Source organism: Streptomyces yokosukanensis, from assembly GCF_001514035.1.
In the GTDB taxonomy this organism is placed as follows: Bacteria; Actinomycetota; Actinomycetes; order Streptomycetales; family Streptomycetaceae; genus Streptomyces; species Streptomyces yokosukanensis.
This window is the reverse complement of sequence record NZ_KQ948237.1, coordinates 1-7834: the sequence shown is the minus strand read 5'-3', so window position 1 is coordinate 7834 and position 7834 is coordinate 1. Positions and strand designations below refer to the sequence as shown.

At 71.9% G+C, this 7834-nt stretch carries 6 protein-coding genes and 1 pseudogene; 6 read left to right on the top strand and 1 reads right to left on the bottom strand.

The annotated features are described in order from the left end of the window. The 5 genes and pseudogenes from AQI95_RS41565 to AQI95_RS41545 form a co-directional block, all read left to right on the top strand. The coding region (locus AQI95_RS41565; RefSeq protein WP_341849505.1) for a helix-turn-helix domain-containing protein at positions 1-1553 on the top strand (1553 nt) is incomplete at its 5' end. Between the two features lie 71 nt (positions 1554-1624). Continuing rightward, positions 1625-1941 (top strand): annotated as a pseudogene (locus AQI95_RS50490) (IS256 family transposase); the annotation flags it as partial. 224 nt (positions 1942-2165) lie between these two features. After that, positions 2166-2594 carry a hypothetical protein gene (locus tag AQI95_RS41555; RefSeq protein ID WP_159056697.1) on the top strand — a complete coding sequence of 143 codons (429 nt, stop codon included), beginning with the start codon at positions 2166-2168 and terminating at the stop codon, positions 2592-2594. A 120-nt stretch (positions 2595-2714) separates the two neighbouring features. After that, positions 2715-3833 (top strand): PLP-dependent cysteine synthase family protein, encoded by a 1119-nt coding sequence (locus tag AQI95_RS41550; protein ID WP_067136354.1) that lies wholly within the window; start codon positions 2715-2717, stop codon positions 3831-3833. Then, positions 3830-5086 carry an MDR family MFS transporter gene (locus AQI95_RS41545; RefSeq protein WP_067136352.1) on the top strand — a complete coding sequence of 419 codons (1257 nt, stop codon included), beginning with the start codon at positions 3830-3832 and terminating at the stop codon, positions 5084-5086. Before AQI95_RS41550 ends, AQI95_RS41545 begins: the two co-directional genes overlap by 4 nt. Before the next feature lie 237 nt (positions 5087-5323). On the opposite strand, the gene AQI95_RS41540 is transcribed toward AQI95_RS41545, so the two are convergent. Beyond that, entirely contained in the window at positions 5324-5722 is a 399-nt protein-coding gene (locus tag AQI95_RS41540) for an ArsR/SmtB family transcription factor (RefSeq protein ID WP_067136351.1), read from the bottom strand. Positions 5723-5837: 115 nt separating this feature from the next. On the opposite strand from AQI95_RS41540, the gene AQI95_RS41535 reads away from it, so the two are divergent. Beyond that, complete coding sequence (locus AQI95_RS41535) at positions 5838-7811, top strand: heavy metal translocating P-type ATPase (protein ID WP_067136350.1); 1974 nt, start codon at positions 5838-5840, stop codon at positions 7809-7811. The last annotated feature ends 23 nt before the right edge of the window (positions 7812-7834 follow it).

The following is a 7834-nucleotide window of genomic DNA, read 5'->3' as shown; positions in this document are numbered from 1 at the left end:
GGGGCGACATGCACGGTGATCTGCGTGCGGACACGGCGGCTGTCGGACGGATTCGACGGGCCGACGACGTGCTGGATATGCAGCGTGCCGCCCGCAAGGGCGGCACCGGGCCGGTGCTTCGCTGGCTGGCGGGCCGCACCGGCGCCACCGTCTTTCTGATGAACTCCGCGGGTACTCCTGCCCACCCGCCCCGCGCTCCCCGCGGCGACGCCGAGCGTGGTCTCGCGCTGCGCGGTGCGCGAGAGTTGGCTGAGCGGCGGCTGGGGTCCGTCGCCATCGACCAGGACGGACTCACCTGCATCGTCCTTCCCCTCGACGGATCGCGGGGTGCCGCCGCGCCCCTTCTCGCTGCCGTTGTGCCCCGGCCGGCACCACCTGAACTGCCGCTCCTGCTTGCGGATGCCACATCCGTGCTGAGTGTGAGCTGGCTCGCGGAACACACCCGGCGGAAGCAGCGCCGGCTGAGGATCGCCGAAGCCGGGACGCGCGAAGCAGTCCTGCATCTGCTGCTGAACGGCCATACGTCCGCCGCACGCCAGATCGCGGGGGCGCTGCGCCCGGCTCTGCCCGCGATGGTGCGGGTGTACGTCATCGAGGGTCCGCCGAGGGTTCGCGCCCAACTGGTCGAGGAACTGACCGATGTGGCCGAAGGCGCGTGGATCGTGCCGTGCCCGGTGTACGCCGACCACCTCTTCATGCTTGCGCCCGGTGACGGCGCCCCGGCACGGGCCTGGCCCCCCGGGCTGGCGGCCGCCTGCTGGATCGGAGAGAGCAGTGCCGTGCCCCTGCGGGAAACCGCCACCGGCTACGCTCAGGCGTTCCATGCTCTCGCCGCCGCACGCGGCAGCTCCGAACGGCAGGCCTCGTTCGCGGCCGGCCCCGACCTGGCACTGGCCATCGGGCCTGCCGCGGCGGCCTGGGCCGAGGCCTTACTCTCACCGATCCGTACCCACCGCGCCAGGCGGGCGCAGGACCCCGACAGCGCGGAACTGCTGGCCACCGCCGCGTCATGGCTCAGCTTCTGCTCCCGTGCGACGGCCCACCTGAATATCCACCGCAACACCCTGAGCGCGCGCCTGACATGCATCCAAGAACTGCTCGGCTTGGACCTGCATCGGCTCGCCGACCAAGCCGCACTGGCACTCGCTCTGCGCACGAGCGCCGCAGAGCTCCGGCCCCCGCCGGAGGGTGATGCCGCAGGGGCGGGGGAGACGTTGCCCACCTTGGACGAGCTCCTGTTGCTGCCCCGCGTCGGGGCGTGGGCCCAACAACAGTTCCGTCCTGTCACCGCGCCCGACGTCCCGGCATGCGTCGCGGAGACCCTCACCACTTGGCTGCGCCTCGACGCACGCATCGGCCCCACCGCGACCGCACTGTCCATCTCGGCATCCGCGGTGCGCAAGCGTCTGACACGTAGCGAAGCACTGCTCGAACGCTCGCTTCTGCGGCCCCCCAGCGTCATCCATGACCAGTGGCTCGCACTACGCGCCCTCGACCTGGCCGAGCCGACCGAAGTGCCGCGCCATTTCGCCGGCCTCCCCGGGAGAGCATGACGACGCTGCCTGCGGCGGGGCGGGTACGGCCGTAGGCCCGCGTTCGGGCGCGGGCCGGGAAGGCACCGCCCGTGCCGAGCGTGGTGAACGCCGATGGCGGCATCGAGTCCGGCTCCCTGAACGACGAGATCGTCCGCGACGGTGCTCGCCGGATGCTCGCCGCGGCCCTGGAGGCGGAAGTCAATCAGCACATAGCCGAGTTGGCGTCCGAGCAGGACGAGCGCGGACACCGCATGGTGGCCCGAGACGGCCACCACCGGCCCCGCACCGTGGTCCGGCGCTGGAGCAGTTCCCCGGCGGCACGGCCGGGCTGCCGCCGGCCACGCGGACGAGGCTGACGAAGCGGTACAGCGACGACCACGCCGCCTTCCAGCACCGCGACCTCGCGGACCGAGCTGCGAACCACGAACCCCATCGAGTCGACGTTCTCCACGGTCAAGCTGCGGACCGAGGCCACCCGCGGGAGCGGTTGAACCACTCGGACGGCCCTGCGGTCCGGGAGCGTTCTTCTCCTCCGGACCGTACGGCTGCCCAGACGTTCATGCCCACCCCTGCGCCCCACCGGCAATCCACATCCCCACTCTTCAGTAATCATTCAACTACTCTGTGTATGTGATCGGAGTGTGGCAGGTACGACGAGCCTCGATGCGGCCCGGCTGCACGGGGCTCTTCGTGGGGCTCATCCTCCTGATCACCGCCCACCTGGCCGGCGAGGTCCATGCCGCCTCCTTCGCGGGCGCGCATGTGACCGTCGAGATCACGGTGGAGGCGCAGCCGCGGACTGACACCGGACACCACAGTGCACCGGCTCCCGAACATCAACACGGGGCAAAGGGACACATCGATCACGCGGTCGACCGGCCCAGGACCTCGGCGGGCATCACGATCGCCGAGTCCGGCCACGCCGATCCCTTGGGGAACTCGCCCGGATCGGTGGCCGCCCTTTCCCCGCGGCCCGCCCGGGGCCGACCGTACGACATCGCCGCGCCCAGCGCCGACACTTCTGCTGTCCTCGCGCTCCATTGCGTCTGGCGTCTTTAGGCGCCGCCCGCACGCCCCGACCCCGCCCGAACTCCCGCGGCAGGGGTGTGCCCGCGCGCCCATGACCCATGACGACCGCACCGCGCCTTGCCGTGCGCGGTGCGAAGGAGCCGTACCCGCATGAACTTCCCCCTGCCCGAAACCCTCGCAGCACCCGCTCCACCGCCAGTGATCGCTCGCCGCCCGTCCCAACTGGTGGGCAGCACCCCGGTCCTGTGGATCGACGAACCGTTCGCCCCGGCCGGCCGTGGCTTCTACGCCAAGCTCGAATGCGCGAACCTCGGCGGAATCAAGGACCGCCCCGGTCTGCACATGGTCCGCGAGGCCCGCCGACGCGGGGACCTCGTGTCCGGCACCCCGATCATCGAGTCCTCCAGCGGCACATTCGCCCTCGGGCTCGCGCTGGCCGGGCTGACCTTCGACCATCCGGTCACCGTCGTCACCGATCCCGGCATGGAGCCTTCGGTGCTGCGGATGCTGACCACACTCGGCGCACACGTCGACCAGGTCGCCGCCCCGCACCCGGACGGCGGCTGGCAGCAGGCCCGCCGTGAACGCGTCGTCGAACTCCTGGCCCGTGCACCCGGCGCGTACTGCCCGGACCAGTACCACAATCCGGACAACGTGGCCGCGTACCGGCCGCTGGCCACGGAACTGATCGCGCAACTCGGCCGCATCGACATCCTGGTGGCGTCGGTGGGCACCGGAGGTCACTCCGCCGGCATCTCCTCGGTGCTGCGCGAGTCCTTTCCCCACCTGACTCTGATCGGCGTGGATTCGGTCGGATCCACCATCTTCGGACAGCCCGCCGGGCCGCGGCTGATGCGCGGCCTGGGCTCCAGCATCCATCCGGGCAACGTCGACTACGCGGCCTTCACCGAGGTCCACTGGGTGGCACCGGCCGAAGCGGTCTGGGCCTGCCGCCAGCTGGGCCGCCGCCACTACGCCACAGGCGGTTGGAGCGTGGGGGCTGTCGCGCTCGTCGCTGGATGGGCCGCGCGTGCATACCCGCCCGGCACCCGCATCGCCGCGATCTTCCCCGACGGCCCGCACCGCTACCTGGACACCGTCTACAACGACGCCTGGTGCCGGGAGCACCAACTCCTCAGCGAGGCGCGACCGTGCGAGCCCGACGAGATCGCCGCCCCGGACGAATGCGTGGTGACCAGCTGGACCCGGTGCAGCCAGGTCCGCGATCCGCTGGCACACGAGCGCGTGAAGGCGGTGGTCGTCCGATGAAGGGGCTGCGGGCCCAGGTGGCCTCCTTCGACCGCCCGGCACGACTGCTGATGGTGAACCAGTTCGCCATCAGCCTCGGCTTCTACATGCTGATGCCCTATCTCGCCGACCATCTCGCCCACGGAATCGGCCTCGCCGCCTGGACGGTGGGACTGGTGCTCGGCATCCGCAATCTCTCCCAGCAGGGCATGTTCCTCGTCGGCGGCACCCTCGCCGACCGCTACGGCTGCAAGCCGATGATCCTGACCGGATGCGTCCTGCGGACGGTGGCCTTCGGGCTGCTCGCGGTGGCGGGGAGTCTGCCGGCGCTGATCGTCGCATCGGCGCTGACCGGCTTGGCGGGCGCGCTGTTCAACCCGGCCGTCCGCGCCTACCTGGCCGCCGACGCGGGGGAGGAACGACGCGTCGAAGCCTTCGCCGCCTTCAACGTCTTCTACCAGGCGGGCGTCCTCATCGGCCCGCTCGCCGGACTCGCCCTGCTGACCTGTGACTTCGCTGCGGTGTGCGCTGTCGCGGCACTGATCTTCGGCGCCCTGGCGGTCCTCCAGGTCCGCGCCCTTCCGCCCCGCCCGCCGCAGCGGCGAGGCAACGAACCGGCCTGGCGCGCGGTGGCCGCCGACTGGCGCACCATCGCCGCCAATCGGCCGTTCCTCCTCTTCGCCGCCGCGATGACCGGCTCGTACGTCCTGGCCTTCCAGGTCTACCTCGCCCTCCCGCTGCGGGCCCGCGAACTCTTCGGTGACCGCACCGGGCTGGTGACGAGTGCCATCTTCGCCGTCTCGGCCCTGGCCGCGCTGTCGGGGCAGCTGAAACTGACGGCGTGGGCGAAGAAGACGCTGTCCGGTCCGCGAGCCATCGCATACGGGCTGGTGGTGATGGGGTCGGCGTTCCTGCCGCTGCTGCCGGGACCGTACGGCGCAGCCCTCGGCACGGCGTGCGGGGTGCTCGGTCTCACCTTGTGCGCGGCTCTGCTGGCCTGGGGCGGGGCGCTGCTCTACCCGTTCGAGATGGACACCGTCGTCCGACTCTCCGGGGACCGGCTCGTGGCGACCTACTACGGCGCCTACAACACCGCCTCCGGCATCGCGATCTCCCTCGGCAATCTGGCCGTCGGGGCGCTCTTCGACACGGGAGTGCCCTGGCTGCCATGGACCGTGCTGGCAGGCACCGGATTCGTGTGTGCGGGACTGGTGACGCGGCTGCACAGGGCCGGGTACCTCGCGGTGCCCAGCCCGGTTCCGGTGCCGGGGTGACGCAGTAGGCGGTCAGGGGTGGGCACAACCACCGGCTCTCGATGTGGTTGGGCGGACGGCGACGCCACAGCCGTAGGGCCAGGCACGGAGGTGGCCGGCGCGATCACGCCCAGCGCGACCACGGCCGCCTCCAGTCCGGCCTCCGCGCCCACGCATCCGGCCCCGGGCCGGTGGCGAAGCGGCGCGCCGGCAGGCACATCCACCCCAGCCTCCGCGACAGACCACCGATCGAGCCGGTCAGAGGCTCGGCACAGCCGCTTCTTCCCGCGTCGGCTCGGTGCCGGCGGCGTCGCTCATGCCGAGGCGGAGGTGCTCGATGTGGTAGATCGCCTGGTCGAGGAGTTCGGCGACGTGGTTGTCGTAGAGCGAGTAGACCACCGAGCGGCCCTTGCGGGTGCCGACCACCAGGCCGAGGTTGCGCAGCAGGCGCAACTGGTGGGAGCAGGCGGACTGCTCCATGCCGACCTCGGCGGCCAACTCGGTCGCGGGAAGTGAACCTTCGCGCAGGCGGGCGAGAATGAGCAGCCGTGACGGGGTCGCCAACGCCTGGAGGGTGGTGGCGACTTTGGCGGCGCTCGCGGCGTCCAGGCGCCTGCGCGGAACACCTTCTGCTGACACTGCGGCTCCATGACCCATGGCCCAATGGTAGCGGCACCTTTCATGAATAGATGAATGACTCTTCATTCTTTCCTGTTACGGTGGTGGGGTCGGACTGCGTTCCGCCCTGCTATCCGTGAAGGACCCCGTGTCGATGTCTTCCACTCTCACCCGCCCGGCGCCGCCCGGCGTTGCCCGTGACACGGTGGCGCCCCGTCGGCGCACCCGGATCCTCGCCCTGCCGGAGGCCCGCTGGGCCATGGCGGCACTGGTGCTGTTCCTGATCGCACTGCCGCCGTACCTGACCGGCGCCCCGGCCTGGTCATGGGGCCCGCTGTTCGCGGCCGCCTACGCCACCGGCGGCTGGGAGCCGGGCTGGGCCGGGCTACGGGCGCTGCGCGAGAAGACCCTGGACGTGGACCTGCTGATGGTGGTCGCCGCGCTCGGGGCGGCGGTGATCGGGCAGGTCCTGGACGGCGCGCTGCTGATCGTCATCTTCGCCACCTCCGGCGCGCTGGAGGCGATCGCCACCGCCCGCACCGCCGACTCCGTGCGCGGCCTGCTCGACCTGGCCCCCACCACCACGACACGCCTGAGCGATGACGGCGGGGAGGAGACGGTTCCCACCGAGCGGCTACGCGTGGGCGACACGGTCCTGGTACGGCCCGGTGAGCGGATCGGCGCCGACGGCCGGGTGCTGGACGGGGCCAGCGAGGTCGACCAGGCCACCATCACGGGTGAGCCGCTGCCAGTGGTGAAGGAGGCCGGGGACGAGGTGTTCGCCGGCACCCTGAACGGCACCGGCGCGCTGCGGGTGAAGGTCGAGCGCGACCCGTCCGATTCGGTGATCGCCCGGATCGTGGCCATGGTCGAGGAGGCGTCGGAGACCAAGGCTCCCACCCAGCTGCTCATCGAGAAGGTCGAGCAACGCTACTCCCTGGGCATGGTCGCAGCCACGGTCGCGCTGTTCGTGCTGCCGCTGCTGTTCGGCGCCGACCTGCGGTCGACGCTGCTGCGCGCGATGACCTTCATGATCGTCGCCTCGCCGTGCGCGGTGGTGCTGGCCACCATGCCCCCGCTGCTGTCCGCCATCGCCAACGCCGGCCGACACGGCGTACTGGTCAAGTCGGCCGTGGTCATGGAACGTCTCGCTCAGGTGGACGCGGTCGCCCTCGACAAGACCGGCACACTGACCGAGGGCACCCCGCGGGTCACGCACATCCGCCCGCTGACCGGCTGCGGTCTGAGCAAGGACGAGCTGCTGCGGCTCGCGGCGGCGGCCGAGCACCCCAGCGAGCACCCGCTGGCCCGCGCGATCGTGGACGCCGCCCGCACCCGCGGGCTGCACATCCCCGCGGCGGAGGACTTCGCCTCCACGCCCGGCACCGGCGTCACCGCGACCGTCGCCGGCCGGAAGATCGCGGTCGGCAGCTCCGCCCGGCTCCTGGACGGCGGTATCCACCCGGCCACTGCGGTCGCCGCCGGTCTGGAGGAGGAGGGGCGCACCGCCGTGCTGGTCACGGCCGACGGGACCCCGGTGGGCGCCCTGGGCATCGCCGACCGGCTGCGCGAGGAGGCCGTCGGCACCGTCTCCGCCCTGCACGAGCTGACCGGCACCGCCCCGGTGCTGGTCACCGGTGACAACCCGCGCGCGGCGGCCCGGCTCGCCGCCGAGGCCGGCATCGCCGACGTCCGCGCGGGACTGCTCCCGCAGGACAAGGTCACCGCCGTGCAGGAGATGGAGCAGGCGGGCCGGAAGGTCCTGGTGGTCGGTGACGGCGTCAACGACGCCCCCGCGCTCGCCGCCGCGCACACCGGTATCGCCATGGGCCGGGCCGGATCCGATCTCGCCCTGGAGACCGCGGACGCGGTCGTCGTCCGCGACGAGCTGGCCGCCATTCCCGTGGTCGTACGGCTCTCCCGGCAGGCCCGCCGTCTGGTGGCGCAGAACCTGGTGATCGCCGGGGTGTTCATCGCCGGTCTGGTCATCTGGGACCTGGTCGGTACCCTGCCGCTGCCGCTGGGCGTCGCCGGACACGAGGGCTCCACCGTCATCGTCGGCCTCAACGGCCTGCGTCTGCTGGCCGACGGCGCCTGGCGCCGCGCCCGCAACGGGTACGGCCGGTGAGCCGCCGTAGCCGCAAGGCCGCC

Coding starts and splice junctions, on each gene's coding strand:
- AQI95_RS41550 (WP_067136354.1), top strand. CDS start 2,715: ATGAACTTCCCCCTGCCCGAAACCCTCGCAGCACCCGCTCCACCGCCA.
- AQI95_RS41545 (WP_067136352.1), top strand. CDS start 3,830: ATGAAGGGGCTGCGGGCCCAGGTGGCCTCCTTCGACCGCCCGGCACGA.
- AQI95_RS41540 (WP_067136351.1), bottom strand. CDS start 5,722: ATGGGTCATGGAGCCGCAGTGTCAGCAGAAGGTGTTCCGCGCAGGCGC.
- AQI95_RS41535 (WP_067136350.1), top strand. CDS start 5,838: ATGTCTTCCACTCTCACCCGCCCGGCGCCGCCCGGCGTTGCCCGTGAC.